At 36.5% G+C, this 18,425-nt stretch carries 18 protein-coding genes; 10 read left to right on the top strand and 8 right to left on the bottom strand.

Annotation, left to right across the window (positions count from 1 at the left end):
* Positions 1-134: 134 nt before the first annotated feature.
* The 4 genes from DKK70_RS06650 to DKK70_RS06635 form a co-directional block, all read right to left on the bottom strand.
* Complete coding sequence (locus DKK70_RS06650; protein WP_110433285.1) at positions 135-1,343, bottom strand: aldose 1-epimerase family protein; 1,209 nt, start codon at positions 1,341-1,343, stop codon at positions 135-137.
* A 50-nt stretch (positions 1,344-1,393) separates the two neighbouring features.
* On the bottom strand, positions 1,394-1,969 hold the full coding sequence (locus DKK70_RS06645) for a thymidine kinase (RefSeq protein ID WP_146210852.1): 576 nt from the start codon (positions 1,967-1,969) through the stop codon (positions 1,394-1,396).
* Positions 1,970-2,057: 88 nt separating this feature from the next.
* Positions 2,058-2,810, bottom strand: coding sequence for a 2,3-diphosphoglycerate-dependent phosphoglycerate mutase (gpmA, locus tag DKK70_RS06640; RefSeq protein ID WP_110433283.1), 753 nt, complete (start codon positions 2,808-2,810; stop codon positions 2,058-2,060).
* Positions 2,811-2,932: 122 nt separating this feature from the next.
* On the bottom strand, positions 2,933-3,895 hold the full coding sequence (locus DKK70_RS06635; protein ID WP_375334974.1) for a peptidoglycan DD-metalloendopeptidase family protein: 963 nt from the start codon (positions 3,893-3,895) through the stop codon (positions 2,933-2,935).
* A 406-nt stretch (positions 3,896-4,301) separates the two neighbouring features.
* On the opposite strand from DKK70_RS06635, the gene rsmI reads away from it, so the two are divergent.
* From rsmI to moeA, 3 genes are all read left to right on the top strand, one after another.
* A complete protein-coding gene (gene rsmI / locus DKK70_RS06630) occupies positions 4,302-5,129 on the top strand; it encodes a 16S rRNA (cytidine(1402)-2'-O)-methyltransferase (RefSeq protein ID WP_110433281.1) in 828 nt (275 codons plus the stop codon).
* A 171-nt stretch (positions 5,130-5,300) separates the two neighbouring features.
* Positions 5,301-6,392, top strand: a complete 1,092-nt coding sequence (ychF, locus tag DKK70_RS06625; RefSeq protein WP_110433280.1) for a redox-regulated ATPase YchF — start codon at positions 5,301-5,303, stop codon at positions 6,390-6,392.
* 142 nt (positions 6,393-6,534) lie between these two features.
* Entirely contained in the window at positions 6,535-7,761 is a 1,227-nt protein-coding gene (moeA, locus tag DKK70_RS06620) for a molybdopterin molybdotransferase MoeA (RefSeq protein ID WP_110433279.1), read from the top strand.
* Here moeA and DKK70_RS06615 read toward each other — a convergent pair.
* The 4 genes from DKK70_RS06615 to folB are packed head-to-tail and all read right to left on the bottom strand — an operon-like array spanning position 7,753 to position 9,838.
* A complete protein-coding gene (locus DKK70_RS06615) occupies positions 7,753-8,181 on the bottom strand; it encodes an EamA family transporter (protein ID WP_110433278.1) in 429 nt (142 codons plus the stop codon). The genes moeA and DKK70_RS06615 overlap by 9 nt on opposite strands.
* Before the next feature lies 1 nt (position 8,182).
* Complete coding sequence (locus tag DKK70_RS06610) at positions 8,183-8,389, bottom strand: hypothetical protein (RefSeq protein ID WP_110433277.1); 207 nt, start codon at positions 8,387-8,389, stop codon at positions 8,183-8,185.
* A gap of 50 nt (positions 8,390-8,439) precedes the next feature.
* Complete coding sequence (locus DKK70_RS06605) at positions 8,440-9,459, bottom strand: MBL fold metallo-hydrolase (protein ID WP_219999702.1); 1,020 nt, start codon at positions 9,457-9,459, stop codon at positions 8,440-8,442.
* Positions 9,460-9,478: 19 nt separating this feature from the next.
* Positions 9,479-9,838, bottom strand: a complete 360-nt coding sequence (gene folB / locus DKK70_RS06600; protein WP_110433543.1) for a dihydroneopterin aldolase — start codon at positions 9,836-9,838, stop codon at positions 9,479-9,481.
* Positions 9,839-9,945: 107 nt separating this feature from the next.
* Here folB and rsmE point away from each other — a divergent pair, with 107 nt between their 5' ends.
* The 7 genes from rsmE to nifJ all read left to right on the top strand — a co-directional run bounded on the left by rsmE (position 9,946) and on the right by nifJ (position 18,282).
* Positions 9,946-10,671 carry a 16S rRNA (uracil(1498)-N(3))-methyltransferase gene (rsmE, locus tag DKK70_RS06595; protein ID WP_110433276.1) on the top strand — a complete coding sequence of 242 codons (726 nt, stop codon included), beginning with the start codon at positions 9,946-9,948 and terminating at the stop codon, positions 10,669-10,671.
* Positions 10,672-10,884: 213 nt separating this feature from the next.
* Positions 10,885-11,841, top strand: coding sequence for a glutathione synthase (gene gshB, locus DKK70_RS06590; protein ID WP_110433275.1), 957 nt, complete (start codon positions 10,885-10,887; stop codon positions 11,839-11,841).
* 2 nt (positions 11,842-11,843) lie between these two features.
* Entirely contained in the window at positions 11,844-12,296 is a 453-nt protein-coding gene (locus DKK70_RS06585) for a GNAT family N-acetyltransferase (RefSeq protein WP_110433274.1), read from the top strand.
* A gap of 20 nt (positions 12,297-12,316) precedes the next feature.
* On the top strand, positions 12,317-12,874 hold the full coding sequence (locus DKK70_RS06580; protein ID WP_110433273.1) for a YqgE/AlgH family protein: 558 nt from the start codon (positions 12,317-12,319) through the stop codon (positions 12,872-12,874).
* Between the two features lie 3 nt (positions 12,875-12,877).
* Positions 12,878-13,297 (top strand): Holliday junction resolvase RuvX, encoded by a 420-nt coding sequence (gene ruvX / locus DKK70_RS06575; RefSeq protein ID WP_110433272.1) that lies wholly within the window; start codon positions 12,878-12,880, stop codon positions 13,295-13,297.
* A gap of 91 nt (positions 13,298-13,388) precedes the next feature.
* Positions 13,389-14,426: a phosphoribosylformylglycinamidine cyclo-ligase gene (gene purM, locus DKK70_RS06570; RefSeq protein WP_110433271.1), complete on the top strand. Its 1,038-nt coding sequence runs from the start codon at positions 13,389-13,391 to the stop codon at positions 14,424-14,426.
* A gap of 313 nt (positions 14,427-14,739) precedes the next feature.
* The gene (nifJ, locus tag DKK70_RS06565) at positions 14,740-18,282 is read left to right on the top strand and encodes a pyruvate:ferredoxin (flavodoxin) oxidoreductase (protein ID WP_110433270.1); all 3,543 of its coding nucleotides are present in this window, start codon (positions 14,740-14,742) and stop codon (positions 18,280-18,282) included.
* Positions 18,283-18,425 lie beyond the last annotated feature (143 nt).

Here is an 18,425-nt window from a genome sequence, read left to right as displayed (position 1 = left end):
AGAATTTGCTAACTATTTTAACTTAGATTAAGCTGTAATAGATAACATTATCTTTCGTGGGGATAGGAATTTAAAATGTTAAAAGAGTTGAATACACCACCAACTACATGGTCAGTGGTGATATTGAGTATGACTTATTCTAGAGCCATTGGTTCGTCAACAACTGTGGTTTTTTGATCCCCTTGAATCGTTTTGATAGCGTTGTTGTAAGCTCTTACTGCTTCTTTATTCGATAATAAACTATATTTTAAGGTAAAGTTAGCACTTTTTCCTGGTGGTAATTGACGAACACGCTTTTGTTCACGTTCTATAGTGACTGGATAAGCGAAACTTGTACCTGGTTCAATACCTGTTACATAGCCTTGATTAAATGTATCAGTATTCTTCCATAAAGTAAGCACAGGTAATTCGCGGGTATTAAATGAAATACCTACCCCTTTATTACCCACCTTATTAGCTAACATAACTTGAGTTTGCCCTTTTGCATCGGCATAAGGATAAATATTGAAGACCATTTCATCAAAGTTTCTAGTTGGTCCTAAGTAAGTTTGCCAATTTTTTAGACCTTTTATTGCATAATCATTAAATGGTGAAATTTCTTTAACTGGTGCAACAAATTTTGCCCCCCTTTCAAGAATTGGCGTCCCAAAATTGCTGTGATAAATAATTTGATAATCTTTAGGATAATCGCCTTTATTTGTCACTGTATCATGAACAATAAATTCTTTACTACCAGGAACATAGCTAAGTCTAACCCAAGTTTCTAAATTACTTTTTTTGAAAGCTTTTTCTTGGATTAGACCACTCACGGTGATGGTATATGGAGCTTTATCTTCAATATCAACAAACAATTTTGCAACTGGAGTATTTTGCGCCCGGCCATGAAGGGTATACAACATACCATCAGCTTGTACGGCATGACCTGTCCATTCAAAACCACAACGAACCAGCATTTCATTAAAGCCTTCTAGCCAACCATTACCACCACGGCTTTCTAAATTGATATACTGTGGATTAACAACTTCTTTAACTGGAGAATTCCAACCTAAACGAATACCATCACCTTCCACAGACAAGATACCCAAACCGCGAGTTGGACTTAATCTAATGGTCAATCCATCACTTTGAATAGTTAACACTTCAGAGTCATTTTGCAATCCGCCACTAAGAACAGTATTTCTTATTAAAAATGTCGGTGCATCTTGGTTAATGTCAGTATTTTTAACAACCCAAGCACCTTTTCTAATTTGTAAATCGGTATCTGTAATAACATAATGTTGTGCACTAACAGAACATGAGATTAATCCCACAGCAGTAACTAACGAGAGCTTTCTAAGTTTCATGAGTTAATTCCTTATTTTTAATATTAATCCATCAAGAACAAGTATATTTGTTAATTTGGTCTGACTTGCCCTGCTTTCCAGTGCTTCCGACAAACTGAATGGTATTCGCTATCTCCTAAATGTATCGAATTCCCATATTTAACTATTTGTCCATTTTCACCTTCTAAAAGAATCATTGTGGCTTTTTTACCACACCAACAAACCGTTTTCAGTTCTCTATAATTGTCAGCTATTTCTAATAGTGTTTTGGAACCTTCGAATAAGTGTCCCATATAATCTGTTTTTAGACCAAAGAACATCATTGGAACGCTAAATTCATCACATACGTCAGATAATTTCCAGATGGTTTTAGAGGATAAAAACTGACTTTCATCAATCAAAATACAAGCATAGTTATTTCGTTTTATCTGTTCGATGATATCATCAACAGTATTATCATCAAGTTGTAATGCTTTTTTACGTAAACCCAGTCGAGAGACAATTTCAACAGCCGAGTCTCTTGTATCGACCGATGATTTAAGTAATAGTGTCTGCATATTATTGCTTAAATAATTATGATCGATTTGTAATAATTCAGTAGATTTTCCAGCGTTCATCACGCCATAAATATAATAAATTTTTGACAAAATTAGCGTCTCAAAAAATAAATAGTAATAATCGTTATCAGAAAAATAAAAGGTAAGTTTTACAACTTACCTTTTGTGGGTAAAAAAACTATTTTGCTTTACCCTGGTTGGCTACCGCTGCTTGTTTAGCTGCGATTTCATCTGCATTACCTAAGTAATAATGCTTAACCACTTTCATGTTGTCGTCAAATTCATAAACTAAAGGTACACCAGTTGGGATGTTAACATCGATAATGTCATCATCACTGATATTGTCTAAATGTTTAACTAAAGCACGAAGAGAGTTACCGTGAGCAGCAATAATAACACGTTCACCTTTTGCAACACGCGGGGCAATAGTTGATTCCCAGTAAGGAAGTACACGTTTAATAGTTAATGCTAAGCTTTCAGTTAAAGGTAACTCTGATTCAGGTAAGCTGCTATAACGTGAATCATGACCAGGGAAACGTTCGTCTGATTTTTCTAACGCAGGAGGGGTAATTGCAAAACCGCGACGCCATAATTTAACTTGATCATCACCATATTTAGCAGCAGTTTCAGCTTTATTTAGACCTTGTAACGCACCGTAATGGCGTTCATTTAATTTCCAATTCTTTTCAACAGGCAACCATGCTTGGTCAACTTCATCAAGAATGTGCCATAATGTATGAATTGCGCGTTTTAATACTGAAGTATATGCATAGTCAAATGTAAAACCTTCTTGTTTTAATAATTTACCTGCTTCAGCAGCTTCCTTGTTACCTTTGTCAGATAAATCAACATCAGTCCAACCACAAAAACGGTTTTCCTGATTCCAAACACTTTCTCCGTGACGAATGAGAACTAATTTTTTTACTGCCATGAATATAACTCCTTTGTTACATAAAATAAAATGGATAAATGAATTTGGTTTTCATTAAAAATGTACGTTTTAATTAGTACATTTTTAATGTTTTAATCATTTTTATTTATTTAAAATATTTACTAATTTGATAAGTATTTTAATGGATCGACTGATTGCGCTTTATAACGAATTTCAAAATGCAATCTTACTGATGAGGTCCCGGTTGCGCCCATTGTGGCAATTTGTTCACCTGCTCGAACATTTTGTTGCTCTTTAACTAAAATAGTTTGGTTATGCGCATAGGCTGTTAAATAGTCATCGTTGTGTTTCACGATAATTAAGTTACCATAACCAGGCAATGCATTACCAGAGTAAACCACTCGCCCATCAGCTGCAGAAACCACCTTATCACCTAAAACACCTGAAATATCAATACCTTTAGTCGAGTTTGAAAATTTTTCAATAATCTTCCCTTGTGCCGGCCATTGCCATCTAATATTGGCCACATTAGTTGTTGTACTGGTCTGAGTTGGCTGCTTAGCTGGTGTTGTCGGTTGAGAAACTGGTTCGCTAATTGTTTCAACCGTAGTAGTTTCTACGCTTGGAGTTTTAACTGTTGTCGTTTGAACAGTTGTCGTTTTAACCGGAGTTGATGTAGTTTTTTTAGTTTTAACAATCGTGGTACTACCACTTACATCAAGTACTTGACCTACATTAACTGCATAAGGTTCTTTAATGTTATTTTTAGCAGCTAGTGCACGATAATCATTACCAGTTACCCAAGCAATATAAAATAATGTATCACCTCGTTTAACAGTATAGGTATCGCCTTTATATCCCCCTTTAGGGATATTATTATAATCTCGATTATAAACAATACGCTCAGTAGATGTAACAACTTGTTCTTGATCAGGGTTAGAGCTAGTCGCCGTTGAAGAACGAGAAGCTGTTGTTGCTGTAGGATAAGTCGAAGAGGACGCCCCTCGACTACCAGTAGAAATATCTTTAGGCGGCTTAGAATAAACCGATGAGGTTGAAGAGCCCTGACTAACAGAGATATCTTCTATTTCTGCTGGATTAGTTTGCGTACACGCAGCAATCATCAGACTTAAACAACTTAATGTGATAACTTTTTTCACAATTACACCTTTCATTAATTCGTATAGTTTTAATAAACATATTTTATCGTTTTTATAACAAATTGCTATTATATTAATTACTGATAAGCTAAATCAATAAAATCACTTCTAAAAATGCTGATTTATTAGTTAAAAGCTAGAAATTCATCAAAATTCGCAATTTATTATCACATAATATAGTATAATTAAACGCAAAAGTATAATTATTAACCAGCATTAAATCTGCCAATTAATAATCAAGTTAACAATTATCTAAAAGATACTCTTAATTAATTGATTGCCGCTAAGGCGATTTTCGCTATTAACAGTATATACAATCAATGTTTGGTATAGTATATTTCGTGCTTAAAATCGACAAAAATCTGAAATAATGACTCTATATATTGTTGCAACCCCTATTGGTAATTTAGAAGATATTACACTGCGTGCCATTAATACGCTTAAACAAGTTGATCTAATTGCCGCTGAAGATACCCGTCATAGTGGACTACTTTTACAACATTTGGCAATTAAAGCCAAACTCTTCGCCTTACATGATCATAATGAGCAAGAAAAGTCACAACTATTGATTGAAAAACTAAAATCAGGTTTATCAATTGCATTAATATCGGATGCAGGAACACCATTAATTAATGATCCTGGTTATCATTTAGTGAAAGCTTGCCGTGAAAATAATATTAATGTGGTACCTATTCCCGGTGCTTGTGCTGCTATCGCAGCGCTATCTGCTTCTGGTTTGCCTTCTGATAAATTCAGTTATGAAGGATTTTTACCCGCCAAAACAAAAGCCCGACAAGATTATCTAACTACATTACTAGATGAACCAAGAACGATGATTTTTTATGAATCGACACATCGACTTTTAGATACCTTGCAGGATATGCAAACCATTTGGGGAAGTGATAAACAGATCGTGCTAGCCAAAGAGCTAACTAAAACTTGGGAAACTATCGTCAATTTCTCCATATTAGATCTGATCAATTGGTTACAGGAAGATAGTAATCGCCAAAAAGGGGAATTTGTACTGATTGTCGAGGGTAATAATAAAACTGCTGATGCAATTGATCCAAAAGCAATTAATACGCTAAAGCTACTGCTCAAAGAGTTACCATTGAAAAAAGCTGCGGCAATAACGGCTGAAATATATGGACTGAAAAAGAATCAGTTATATCAAATCGGTTTAACCTTTGAAAATTAAAAAAATATCTGACAGTTAATTATCTGATTTTGATAATCAATTTTTAGCAATATTCTCTATTGATTTGATTAAACTTTTTTTAAACCACGTCAACATTGGCACAATGAGCTCGATTTAGTATATAATTAGAGCCTATTATTGAGATTTTCATAACACAAGGTAATAAATAATATGGGATTTAAATGTGGAATTGTCGGTCTACCTAATGTGGGCAAGTCAACGCTTTTTAATGCATTAACTAAAGCTGGTATTGAAGCGGCTAACTTTCCGTTTTGTACTATCGAACCAAACACAGGTGTAGTGCCAATGCCCGATCCGCGTTTAGATCAACTAGCGGAAATTGTTAAGCCACAACGAACATTACCAACGACGATGGAATTTGTTGATATCGCAGGTTTAGTTAAGGGGGCGTCAAAAGGTGAAGGTTTGGGCAATCAATTCTTAGCCAATATTCGTGAAACCGAAGCAATTGGTCATGTTGTTCGTTGTTTTGAAAACGAAAACATTGTTCATGTTGCAGGGAAAATCGATCCAGCTGAAGATATCGAAATCATCAATACTGAATTGGCATTAGCAGATCTTGAAGCCTGCGAAAGAGCAATTACCCGTTTACAAAAACGCGCTAAAGGTGGAGATAAAGAGGCAAAATATGAACTTGAGATTCTTGAAAAGTGTCTTCCGCATCTTGAACAGGGTAAAAAACTATTACTTTTAGATTTAAGCAAAGAAGAGTTGGCTGCAATTAAATATCTCAGCTTCTTAACCTTAAAACCAACTATGTACATTGCGAATGTCAATGAGGATGGTTTTGAAAACAACCCTTTTTTAGACAAAGTAAAAGCCATTGCCGAGCAAGAAAAAGCTGTAGTCGTACCAGTTTGTGCCGCCATTGAAGCCGAACTTGCGGAGCTAGATGATGCTGACCGTGACGAGTTTATGCAAGATCTTGGTTTAACCGAACCAGGTTTAAATAGAGTCATTCGCGCCGGTTATAGCCTGCTTAATCTACAAACTTATTTTACCGCTGGTGTTAAAGAAGTTCGTGCTTGGACTATTTCTGTTGGTGATACTGCGCCACAAGCTGCTGGTAAAATTCACACCGATTTTGAAAAAGGTTTTATTCGTGCGCAAACCATTGCCTTTGATGACTTTATTAAATATGGTGGCGAACAAGGGGCAAAAGAAGCTGGGAAAATGCGTTCAGAAGGAAAAGATTATATCGTGCAAGATGGCGATATTATGAATTTCTTATTTAACGTTTAATTATGTTTTAATTGGTGCCGTAGAGTTCGGCACCTAGTTTCTTGTTTGACAATTAACTAAAATTTGTAATTTGTTCCCCTCACAACTCAACAACTTATCATCTATCACGATAACGGACAAACGATTATAAGGAATTTCATTTATGTTATTAACCTTTGAACAAGCTAAAAAAGCTTTACTTGAAGCGGCATCATTAAATCATAAACCTTTAACTGAAAAAGTGACGTTATTAGCAGCTTTAGATCGTGTTACTGCTGAACCGGTGATTTCGCCAATTAATGTACCTAGCTTTAATAATTCAGCTATGGATGGCTATGCGGTGCGGTTATCTGATATCAATCAGTCGAAGTTATTACCATTAGCAACCACTATTTTTGCCGGCGATGATATCTCAAATTTAAATTGGCCTATAGGGACTTGCTTACGTATTATGACTGGAGCCCCTGTTCCTGATGAAGCTGAGGCGGTTGTTATGCAAGAACAGACCGAATCAACCGCTACAGGTATTAAATTTCCATATGAAATCAAATCAGGCAGCAATATTCGTTATATCGGTGAAGATAGTAAACAAGGTTCAGTGGTAGTAGATAAAGGGACTCGTTTAACCATTGCGACACTATCGAATTTAGCTACACTTGGCATAGCAGAATTAACCGTATTTAGTAAATTAAAAGTCGCTATTTTCTCAACTGGCGATGAGTTATCCGATATAGGTAATCCGCTAACAAATAATAGTGCTATTTATGATAGTAATCGATTTACGCTCAAATTATTATTGACGCAATTAAATTGCCAAATCATCGATTTAGGTATTATTGCCGATGATCCAAACCTAATTAAACAATCGTTAGATACCGCATCTAAACTCGCTGATTTAGTGATTACTAGCGGTGGGGTTTCTGTCGGTGATGCGGATTATACGAAAACCGCTTTAGCGGAACTTGGTGAGATCAATTTCTGGAAAATTGCCATAAAACCAGGAAAACCGTTTGCTTTTGGCAAGATAGGGGATGCATTATTTTGTGGGTTACCTGGCAATCCTGTTTCGACTTTAGTGACATTTTATCAATTAGTTCAGCCTTTGATTGTTGCACTTTCCGGACAGAATTCAAGCAACGATACGATGTCGTTTAAAGTAAAAACAGCAACTAGTCTTAAAAAAAGTGTTGGTCGCTTAGATTTTCAACGTGGCAGGTTGCAAATCAATTCTGACGGTGAGCTAGAAGTGGTTTCAACAGGTCAACAAGGATCACATCTAACCAAATCATTTAACCACGCCAATTGCTTTATTGTACTTGAACAAGATAGAGGCAATGTTGCTCAAGGGGAATTGGTGACAGTTGAGCTATTCAATAGTTTATTAAAATAGCGCAACTAAAACGGCACCCGCCGCAATCATGGCAACACCAATGGCTGAAATTAATGAAATTTTTTCACCAAAGATGATAGCGGCAAAAATTACTGCAAAAACAACGCTTAATTTATCAATAGGGGCAACTTGTGATACTTTTCCTTCTTTTATTGCCATAAAGTAGAACAACCATGATAATGCCCCAGCTACCCCACTCAATGCAATAATAAGAAGTGCCTTTTTGTCGTTAAAAAACGTATTGATTAAATTTAGCTTTCCTTGTACTACTACCACACCAACCAAGAATATCGCCATGACAATTGCCCGAATTGCAGTGGCGGTATTAGCGTCAAGATGTTGTAAACCAATCTTACCGAGAATCGCAACAGCCGCCGCGGTAATCGCCGATAACAAGGCATAAATAAGCCAAGGACTCATATTAATACCTATCGATTTGGATTAAGTATTGTTGGTTGTTTGAATTTTTTTGACATTGTGCTGATTTACTCATCACGCCACGACAATCTTCAAGTACGCCATGCGCTTTTGACCAATGATATTGTTTGCCCTCATCATTTTTACCGCCACAAGCCATTAAACTTAAGCTTAGCGTGATGCAAGTTAGAGCAAGAATTACTGATTTCATCTTATTTCCCTCTCAAATGTCAAAATGTTATTTAAAATTATTATTGTGGATTATTTTAATGCATTATTAAACGGATTGATAGCTAAGCTATCACCTATTTTTAATAAATGAAAAACTCGATCTTCCTTTAATGAATTTAATAAAGCTGGTGGCTCGTCTAATGGCTCATCAGCTAATTCAAAAGCGCCCCAATGAATCGCTATAGCCGATTGGCAATTTAACTCATCATAAAGTTGCAATGCTTGCTGTGGATCGATGTGCTGTGATTGCATAAACCATCGCGGAGCATATGCACCAATTGGTATCAGCGCTAGGTCGATCTGTTTAAATCGGTCAGCAATTTTTTTTAAACTCGCTGAATAACCGGTATCCCCCATAAAGTAAATGGTTTTGGTTAACAATGGATTATCGATATCAGTTTGCATTACCCAACCACACCATAAGGCTTTATTTACATCAAAAACACCACGATTACTCCAATGTTTTGCTGGGGTAGCAGTAAATGTTATCTCATGAGTATTTATAGATTGCCACCAGTCTAACTCAATAATTTGCTTCGCTCCCCACTTTTTCAATTTTGCTTTGAGCCCTAAAGGAACCAAAATAGTCATTTGTGGAAAACGTGTTATAAGTTGCCGAATACTGTTAAAATCAAGATGGTCATAATGATTATGCGATATCACAACCACATCAACCATAGGTAATTGATCAATAGTAATGGCCGGTTGGGTTCGTCGTTTTGGGCCGATAAATTGAAACGGCGATACTCGATTAGAAAAAACTGGATCGGTTAATATCCATTTGTTTTTAAGTCTTATCAACGTAGTTGAATGACCTATCCACCAAACTCTATTTCCTTCTAGGCTAATATCAATTGAGCTACACCAAGTTTGATTAAATGCGTGATATCCCGCTTTTGGTGGTAAGACTTTACGTTTAATCCGCCAACGCAAAGCATCAATTAATCTAATCGAAAAAGGTTCGATATTATCAAATCCTCTAGCTTTATGATGTGACATATCAGTTAGTTCATTAAGTGACTCATTTAGTAGTTTGTTTTGTTTACTCATTAATCTAATCTTGTTGAGGTTAATTAGCACTACGTTCAATTAGCACAGCAACATTACCAGCATTGGCAATAGCATCTGGTTTTGAAACTTTTATTTTTAACCATTGTACTGAAAATTGTGCAATGACTAATTCTGCAACACGTTCGGCTACCGTTTCGATAAGTTCAAATTTATTAGCTTCAATAAATGAAGTTATCGATTGGCAAACCACAAAATAGTCTAAACAAAACTCAACTTTATCGCTTTTTCCTGCTGGCTTATTATCCCAAGCAATTTCTAAATCAAGAACTAACTTTTGTTTTATGGTTTTCTCCCAATCATAGACGCCAATTGTGGTATAAACCGTTAGTGATTCAATTAGTACTCTATCTGTAATCATCAAGGTCATATTTAATTCCATATATTACTAATATTTAAAATAGAGATTACCGAAACTTAATAAATTACGCTATAATTTATTGCAAATTATAGTAAATAATAGTTTATATGACGCGAATTTTTCAGCCCTACTCGATTAATCAAAATAGTTTAATAACTTTAGATGATAATGCATTTAATCATCTGATCCGTGTTTTAAGAATGAAGTCAGGCGAATCCATAACTTTATTTGATGGTTCAAACCATATTACTCCCGCTGTGATTCAAGAAGTGAACAAAAAGTCGGTTGTGGTAAAAACTGCCAATACTGTCCTAGATGATCGTGAATCACCACTAAATATCCATTTAGGACAAGTTATTTCTCGTGGTGATAAAATGGAATTTACCATTCAAAAATCAGTTGAATTAGGGGTCACAACCATAACACCGTTACTTTCTGAACGTTGTGGTGTCAAACTTGATCAAGAAAGGCTAGAAAAAAAAGTGCAACAATGGCAAAAAATTGTCATCTCAGCATGTGAACAATGTGGCCGTAACATCGTCCCAACCATAAATCCAGTAATAAAATTGGAAAATTGGTGCGCTAGTTTAACGGACAGTTTAAAACTAAACTTGCATCCTAAAGCCGAAAAAGGGATTAATCAATTACCCACTGATAATAAAAATCTGAGTTTATTAATTGGACCAGAAGGTGGACTGTCTGATGAAGAAATTCAAATGACACATCAATATCAGTTTACTGATATTTTACTCGGACCGCGGGTTTTACGTACTGAAACCGCTGCGCTCACAGCAATAACCGCCCTTCAGGTTCGTCTAGGTGATTTAGGTTAATTACTTAAAATGAATAAGTTAACAAATGATTGCTTTGCTTATTAATCGGTAACGAGTATGATAGTTGCAAATTTGATTACTCTTGCTAACACCACCCCTACCCTAATTTCGTATAAGATTTATTGAATAGGTAGAAAAGCATGCAGGTCATCAACACCAAATTTACTACAATCAAAAATTAGTACCATCAAATAAAATCAGTAAGGAGTCACCATGATCAAACTTGGTATTGTTATGGATCCCATTAGTCATATCAAATTAAAGAAAGATACCAGCTTTGCTATGCTACTTGAGGCACAAAAGCGAGGTTATCAACTTTATTATATGGAGATGAATGATCTGTTTTTACGTAATGGTGAAGCAAGTGCTACCACTCGAACATTAAAGGTACATAATAACAGTGAACATTGGTTTGATTTAGGTGATGATCAAACAATAGCTTTAAGTGAACTTGACGTAATATTAATGCGTAAAGATCCACCTTTTGATACCGAATTTATCTATGCGACCTATATTTTAGAGCGCGCTGAGGAAAAAGGTGTTTTAGTGGTAAACAAACCGCAAAGCCTACGTGATTGTAATGAAAAATTATTTACGGCCTGGTTTGCTGAATTTACACCAGAAACCATAGTTACTCGCCAAACATCACAAATTAAGGCTTTTCATCAACAGTATCAAGATATTATTTTAAAACCACTTGATGGTATGGGCGGTTCTTCAATTTTCAGGATCAAACAAGATGATCCAAATATCTCCGTTATTATTGAAACGCTTACTGAACATAACCGCCGTTATTGTATGGCTCAAAACTTTATACCCGCCATTAAAGATGGTGATAAACGGGTATTAGTTGTCGATGGTGTTCCTGTGCCTTATTGTTTAGCACGGATACCGCAAAAAGGTGAAACACGAGGAAACTTAGCTGCTGGTGGACATGGTGAAGTAAGAGCTTTAAGCGATAGTGATTGGAAAATTGCCAACAGTATTGGACCAACATTAAAACAGAAAGGACTGTTATTTGTAGGGCTTGATATCATTGGTGATAAGTTAACTGAGATAAACGTCACTAGCCCAACTTGTGTACGAGAAATTGAAGCTGCTCATCCTGATTTATCAATCACAGGGCTTTTAATGGATGCGATTGAATTAAGATTAAATAAAAAGAGTTAAACATGATTAGAGAATACCAAGCAAAAGATTTAGATGCCATAATGAATTTATGGCTACAAGGTAACGAGCAGGCCCACAATTTTATAGATCCTGAATTTTTTAAACAGAATTACGATATAGTTAAGATGTTGATTCCGATGTCGACGATTTATGTACAAGATATTAATGGTGTTGTCGGTTTTATCGGTTTGACTGAAAATTATATTTCTGGATTGTTTGTTGAAAAAAACTCTCAACATCAAGGTACTGGTTCGGCGCTATTAGAAAAAGCCAAACAGCACCACAAAGAATTATTAGTACATGTATATAAACAAAATAGTGATGCGATAAACTTTTATTTATCACAAGATTTTGCAATTGTTGGGGAATCCATCAATGAGGAAACCAATTATCCTGAAGTATTAATGCGTTGTAATGTTGAACATAAAGTCAAAATTGGTAAATGTGCATTATAATTTAACTACAATGTGAGCGTATGAATTTAAAAAATCATTTTATTATTGCTATGCCAACAGTTCATGATTCTATATTTAGTCGTTCTGTGGTGTATATTTGTGAACATAATCGAGATGGTGCAATGGGCATTATTGTTAATAAGCCTATTTTAGAACTCAATGTTGAAACTGTGTTGTCTCGGCTCGAAATCACCGCCTCAAAAAGTTGTGCTGAGCTTGAGCATCCAGTATTTTGTGGAGGACCTCTTGCTGATGAGCAAGGATTTATCCTACATACACCGCATCAGGGATTTGCCTCTAGTATACAAATTTCTGACGATGTTATGATAACCACATCACTTGATGCATTGAAATCAATCGGCTCACCTGAACAACCGAAAGATATCTTTTTAGCGCTAGGTTACTCCAGTTGGTACTCTTTGCAACTTGAAGATGAAGTCGCCAAAAATGATTGGTTAGTCACTAAAGCTGATCCACAAATTATTTTTGAAGTTGCTATTGAAGATCGTTGGAAAAAAGCCGCTGAAGCATTGGGTATTAATATCAGTACGATTTCTCATCAAATGGGTAATGCATAAACCATGGCAACCATTATAGCTTTTGATTTCGGTACGGCCAGTATAGGGGCGGCTATTGGCCAAGATATTACTAAAACAGCAAATCCGCTTTGTTCATTCAAAGCGCGTGATGGCATACCCAATTGGCAATCTATTGAAAAAGTACTCAACGACTGGCAACCAGATTATTTAGTGGTAGGCTTGCCACTAAATATGGATGGTACAGAACAGCCTTTAACAGCTAGAGCACGTAAATTTGCTAATCGCTTGCATGGTATGTTTGGTTATCAAGTACATCTACAAGATGAACGATTATCAACTGTTGAGGCAAAATCACATATTTTTGCTTCGCGCGGTTACCGAGCTCTTGAAAAAGGCCATGTTGATGCAACTTCCGCCATTATTATTTTAGAAAGTTGGTTTGAAAATAACGATTCCATTTAATCAATGAGTTATTTTAGCAATAATTAGTCGCCAATAAATTTCATCCTTGCTAAAATAACCAGCAATTTTTCTACTGTAAGGACTGCTCCCCGTGTCAAATAACAAATCTCTTAGCTATAAAGATGCCGGTGTCGATATTGATGCTGGTAATGAATTGGTCAATCGCATTAAATCTGTCGTAAAAGAGACCAAACGTCCTGAAGTTATGGGTGGACTAGGTGGTTTTGGTGCACTATGTGCAATTCCACAAAAATATAAGCAACCTATTTTAGTGTCAGGTACTGATGGCGTTGGTACAAAATTACGTCTTGCGATGGATTTAAATCGTCATGAATCAATTGGTATTGATTTAGTTGCGATGTGCGTTAATGATTTGATTGTTCAAGGGGCAGAACCATTATTCTTCCTAGATTATTATGCAACCGGTAAACTCAATGTTGATGTAGCAGCAACTGTCGTTACAGGTATCGCTGAAGGTTGTAAACAATCTGGTTGTGCATTAGTTGGTGGTGAAACTGCGGAAATGCCTGGTATGTATCAAGGTGACGATTATGATTTAGCTGGATTTTGTGTCGGTGTTGTTGAAAAATCGGCAATAATTGATAGCAGTAAAGTACAAGATGGTGATGCATTAATTGCCCTTGCATCAAGTGGTGCTCATTCCAATGGTTATTCTTTGGTGCGTAAAATAATTGAAGTCAGTGGTGTTAACCCTGCTACAGAGCAATTGGATGGCAAACCATTAGCCGATCATTTACTTGCTCCAACTAAAATTTACGTCAAATCAGTGTTAGATTTGATTACAAAAATCGACGTTCATGCGATTGCCCATATTACCGGTGGTGGTTTTTGGGAAAATATTCCTCGAGTTTTACCGGATAACACTCAAGCGATTATTGATGAATCTAGTTGGCAATGGCCGGCCATCTTCAACTGGCTACAACAGGCTGGTAACGTAAGCCGTCATGAAATGTATCGCACATTTAACTGCGGTGTCGGTTTAATTATCGCTTTACCAAAACAGTCAGTAGACCAAGCTATCCAGTTACTTAATCAACATGGTGAAAAAACATGGCTATTAGGTGAAATAAAAACGTCATCATCCGCTGAGCGAGTAATTATAAAATAACGCCTCTTTTTTTATATTATTCAACTACAACTAGTTGGATAATATAAATTTTCACATAAGTACTGCCTATCATGACTAAGCATAATTCAGACGTTAAAAATCTTCATAGCTATTAACGCTTTTAATTAGCTCGGTAATTAATCTTTTCTCTACAGTTTACAGCTAATAATTTCCTTAGTTGTGATTAAAAACGACCAGCTACAACGAAAAATTTAACATAAAAATAACTAAAAGCTATCATACTTTCTGGTACAATAGCCAAAAATATAATAATGAAGTAATGTCATAACACTATAAAATACAAGGTTTTTTAATGATCATATCAGATGCTAATAGTGCGGTGTCATCTGTCGCATATCGTGCAAACGAAGTCATTGCTATTTATCCAATTACACCAAGTTCATCCATGGCTGAGCAAGCAAGTACATGGGCAGACTTTAATAAACCCAATGTATTTGGTGATACGCCAAAAGTGGTAGAGATGCAATCCGAAGCCGGTGCAATATCAACCGTGCACGGTGCTTTAATGACGGGCGCATTAGCAACATCGTTTACCTCTTCCCAAGGTTTACTATTAATGATTCCTTCGCTATATAAAATAGCCGGAGAGTTAACCCCCTTTGTTTTACATGTTGCCGCTCGTACTGTTGCAACTCATGCGTTATCTATTTTTGGTGATCACTCAGATGTCATGTCAATCAGGCAAACAGGGTTCGCTATGCTTTGTTCTAGCTCGGTACAAGAGGCCCAAGATTTGGCGTTGATTTCGCAAATAGCAACCCTTAACAGCCGAGTACCATTTGTCCACTTTTTTGACGGCTTTAGAACATCACATGAAGTAAATAAAATTCATCCAATTAGTGATGACCAAATTCGGCAGTTATTACCCACCGAAGCGATAGATGCGTTTCGAGCTAGAGCATTAACTCCAGATAAACCGGTAATACGCGGAACTTCAGCCAATCCGGATACTTACTTCCAATGTCGTGAAGCGGTTAATCCGTATTATGAAAATGCTTACCATCATGTTGTTGATGCAATGCAAGCATTTGCAAAAGAGACCGGAAGAAAATATCAACCTTTCGAATATTATGGTGCAAAAGATGCTGAGCGTATTATTGTCATCATGGGCTCTGGTGTCAGTACAACCAAAGAAGTGGTCGATCATCTTATCAAAAACGATGAAAAAGTTGGTCTAGTTATCGTTAGATTATTCCGCCCTTTTTCAGCAAAACATCTTCTTGATATTATTCCGCAAAGCGTGAAAAAAATCGCGGTGATGGATCGCACCAAAGAGCCAGGAGCTCAAGCTGAACCACTTTATTTAGATGTAATGACCGCATTTGCGGAAAGCTTTTCTCGTGGTGAACGCGATTATTTGCCAAAAATTATTGGTGGTCGTTATGGTTTATCATCAAAAGAGTTCGATCCTCGCTGTGTATTAGCGATATTTAACGAATTAACAACTGACATGCCAAAACCTCGCTTTACTGTTGGCATTTACGATGATATTACCGGTTTGTCATTACCGTTACCCGAACAATCTATACCGCAAAAATCCGCCCTCGAAGCCCTATTTTACGGCTTGGGAAGTGATGGAACAGTATCTGCGACTAAAAATAATATCAAAATCATTGGTGATAGCTCACCATTTTATGTTCAAGGTTATTTTGTTTATGACTCGAAAAAGGCTGGCGGTTTAACCACTTCTCACCTAAGAGTAAACCTTGAGCCAATTGATTCTCCCTATTTAATCACTAGTGCACATTTTATCGGTTGTCATCAAGATCAGTTTATCGATAAATACCAAATCGTCGAAAGATTAAAAGACGACGGTATCTTCTTGTTGAATACACCTTATAGCAAGAATGAGATTTGGCATCGATTACCTAAGGAAGTACAAGTCCAACTAATTAAAAAAAGAGCACATTTTTATATAATTAATGCGGCTAAAATTGCTCGAGAATGTAATTTAGGGGCAAGAATTAATACCGTAATGCAAGCCGCATTCTTCCATTTATCGGAAATATTCAAAAATGATTTCAGTATTAATCAGCTAAAAGAAGTTATTGCCAAAAGTTACAGCAGTAAAGGGCAAGATATTGTTGAAAATAACTGGAAAGCGCTTGATTTGGCTATCGCCTCTCTTGAACAAATTCCATTAAGTTGTGTTGATCAAAGTAGCCCGTCACGACCACCTGTCGTACCAAGTAATGCACCTGATTTTGTTAAGATGGTAACGGCTACCATGCTAGCTGGTTTAGGTGATACCTTACCGGTTTCAGCCTTCCCTCCGGATGGAACATGGCCTGTTGGTACGACCAAATGGGAAAAACGTAATATTGCCGAAGAAATTCCAATTTGGAAACCTGAACTTTGTACTCAATGTAACCATTGTGTGGTAGCTTGTCCGCACGCCGCTATTCGAGCCAAAGTAGTAGCACCTGATGATATTGTCAATGCACCTGAATCACTAAGCTCACTTGAAGTAAAAGCACGAGACATGAAAGGTCAACGTTATGTATTACAAGTTGCCCCAGAAGATTGTACCGGATGTAAGTTGTGTGTTGAAGTTTGCCCATCACGTGATCGTAATAACTTTGATATCAAAGCAATCAACATGCAATCACGCATCGATAATCTTGAAACACAACGAGATAATTACAACTACTTTACTGCCCTACCTGATCGTGAGATTACAACACTTGAACGAATAGATATAAGAACATCACAACTATTAACCCCATTATTTGAATATTCTGGTGCATGTGCTGGTTGTGGTGAAACACCTTATATTAAGTTACTAACACAGCTATATGGTGACCATCTGGCTATTGCCAATGCGACCGGTTGTTCATCAATTTATGGCGGTAATTTACCGTCATCTCCATATACTACCGATCGTAGTGGTCGTGGTCCAGCTTGGGCTAACTCATTATTTGAAGATAATGCTGAGTTTGCCCTTGGTTATCGAATTACCTATAACCAACATAAAAAACGGGCGTTACGTTTACTGGAACATGTCGCTGGTGAAATTTCACCAGAGATTGTAATGAGTTTACAATCACCAGAGCTCTCCATTGATGATAAACGTAAGCAAGTCAATTTATTGCGTCAACAATTAGCACATTTAAGCTCGTCAGAAGCTAAAGAGCTAATGCAGAATGCCGACTATCTGATCGACAAGTCAGTCTGGGCAATTGGCGGTGATGGTTGGGCTTATGATATCGGTTTTGGTGGACTCGACCATGTAATGAGTTTAACCGAAAATGTTAACATTTTAGTACTTGATACTCAATGCTACTCAAATACCGGTGGCCAACAATCAAAAGCAACCCCAATGGGGGCGGTATCTAAATTTGCTGATTTAGGTAAAAATAAAGCCCGAAAAGATCTGGGGGTAAGTATAATGATGTACGGTCATGTTTACGTCGCTCAAGTTGCATTAGGTTCACAATTGAACCAAACACTTAAAGCCTTACAAGAAGCTGAAGCCTATGACGGTCCTTCTCTTGTTATTGCTTATAGTCCTTGTGAAGAGCATGGCTATGATTTATCTAAATCTCATGAACAAATGAAAGATTTGGTTAAATCTGGTTTTTGGCCACTATATCGTTACGATCCTCGTCGTGCACTAGATGGTAAACCTGGTTTAGCATTAGACTCAAAAGCACCAAATAGCGAATCATTAACCGATGTATTACTCAGAGAACAACGTTTCCGCCGTTTAGAAACGCTCGAACCTGTGATTGCCAATACCTTACATACGCAATCGGCTAAAATGGTGAACTCTAAATTTAAATTCTTACAGATGCTAGCCACCTATTCTGATATAGAAACACCAGCAGATAGTTAAATTTAAAAACGGATTGGTTTACTAAATTAATCCGTTTAACTTCATTTAAAAGAGATTTAGTAAAATTGAAATTTTTTGAGGAATAAAAAAACTCTCTAAAGTTAACCTATAGAGAGTTTTTTATTTTTTAGCAATATAAATCT

This window comes from Gilliamella apicola (assembly GCF_003202655.1).
Lineage (GTDB): Bacteria > Pseudomonadota > Gammaproteobacteria > Enterobacterales > Orbaceae > Gilliamella > Gilliamella apicola_R.
This window is presented reverse-complemented; position numbering and strand designations above follow the sequence as displayed.

Excerpts from the sequence above, each read along its gene's own strand:
- DKK70_RS06650 (WP_110433285.1), bottom strand. The coding sequence starts at position 1,343 with ATGAAACTTAGAAAGCTCTCGTTAGTTACTGCTGTGGGATTAATCTCA.
- gpmA (WP_110433283.1), bottom strand. The coding sequence starts at position 2,810 with ATGGCAGTAAAAAAATTAGTTCTCATTCGTCACGGAGAAAGTGTTTGG.
- DKK70_RS06635 (WP_375334974.1), bottom strand. The coding sequence starts at position 3,895 with ATGATTGCTGCGTGTACGCAAACTAATCCAGCAGAAATAGAAGATATC.
- rsmI (WP_110433281.1), top strand. The coding sequence starts at position 4,302 with ATGACTCTATATATTGTTGCAACCCCTATTGGTAATTTAGAAGATATT.
- ychF (WP_110433280.1), top strand. The coding sequence starts at position 5,301 with ATGGGATTTAAATGTGGAATTGTCGGTCTACCTAATGTGGGCAAGTCA.
- moeA (WP_110433279.1), top strand. The coding sequence starts at position 6,535 with ATGTTATTAACCTTTGAACAAGCTAAAAAAGCTTTACTTGAAGCGGCA.
- DKK70_RS06615 (WP_110433278.1), bottom strand. The coding sequence starts at position 8,181 with ATGAGTCCTTGGCTTATTTATGCCTTGTTATCGGCGATTACCGCGGCG.
- DKK70_RS06610 (WP_110433277.1), bottom strand. The coding sequence starts at position 8,389 with ATGAAATCAGTAATTCTTGCTCTAACTTGCATCACGCTAAGCTTAAGT.
- DKK70_RS06605 (WP_219999702.1), bottom strand. The coding sequence starts at position 9,459 with ATGAGTAAACAAAACAAACTACTAAATGAGTCACTTAATGAACTAACT.
- folB (WP_110433543.1), bottom strand. The coding sequence starts at position 9,838 with ATGATTACAGATAGAGTACTAATTGAATCACTAACGGTTTATACCACA.
- rsmE (WP_110433276.1), top strand. The coding sequence starts at position 9,946 with ATGACGCGAATTTTTCAGCCCTACTCGATTAATCAAAATAGTTTAATA.
- gshB (WP_110433275.1), top strand. The coding sequence starts at position 10,885 with ATGATCAAACTTGGTATTGTTATGGATCCCATTAGTCATATCAAATTA.
- DKK70_RS06585 (WP_110433274.1), top strand. The coding sequence starts at position 11,844 with ATGATTAGAGAATACCAAGCAAAAGATTTAGATGCCATAATGAATTTA.
- DKK70_RS06580 (WP_110433273.1), top strand. The coding sequence starts at position 12,317 with ATGAATTTAAAAAATCATTTTATTATTGCTATGCCAACAGTTCATGAT.
- ruvX (WP_110433272.1), top strand. The coding sequence starts at position 12,878 with ATGGCAACCATTATAGCTTTTGATTTCGGTACGGCCAGTATAGGGGCG.
- nifJ (WP_110433270.1), top strand. The coding sequence starts at position 14,740 with ATGATCATATCAGATGCTAATAGTGCGGTGTCATCTGTCGCATATCGT.